The sequence below is a fragment of the Stenotrophomonas chelatiphaga genome, assembly GCF_001431535.1.
Taxonomy (GTDB): Bacteria; Pseudomonadota; Gammaproteobacteria; order Xanthomonadales; family Xanthomonadaceae; genus Stenotrophomonas; species Stenotrophomonas chelatiphaga.
Window position 1 is genome coordinate 1 of the sequence record NZ_LDJK01000143.1, and the last position, 544, is coordinate 544.

Here is a 544-nt window from a genome sequence, read left to right on the forward strand (position 1 = left end):
GGTTGGCACCGGCCACGCCGATGTCCATGCCGGCGCCGGCAATCGCCTCGACCTGCGTGCGGTAATCCAGCAGCAGCGCGCGCTGGCTGGCGGTGGTGGTGACCGTCTTGCCGTTGATCAGCAGCTCGCCCTGCGGGGTGATCTCGGCCTTGTCGGACTGGTCGTTGGAAATGTTGATGTTGCCTTGGGCCAGTTCCTTGCGCGCCTTGTCGGTGGCGTCCTGCACGGTCTTGCCAACGGTGCTGGCTTCAGCGGCCGGTGACGCGGCCTTGCCGCTGGCCGGATCGGTCTTGCCGGCATCTTGGTTGCCGCAGGCTGCCAGCGGCAGGCACAGCAACAGGGTGGGCAGCAGCAGTCGGGTCATCATGCGCACGTTCCTCGAAAAGGGGGGAGTTACTTGCCGCGCGGCAGCTGCACGCGACCGCCGATACCGCTGTGGCGCACATCGCCACTGCCGCTGTGGGCCACGGTCAGGTCGCCGCCGACATCGCGCGCGGTGATGTCACCGGAACCATGCCGTTCGACGCTGACGTTGCCGCCCACG

At 67.8% G+C, this 544-nt stretch carries 1 pseudogene; it reads right to left on the bottom strand.

The window, feature by feature from the left end:
* Positions 1-367, bottom strand: a pseudogene (locus ABB28_RS17545) (hypothetical protein); the annotation flags it as partial.
* Positions 368-544: the final 177 nt, after the last annotated feature.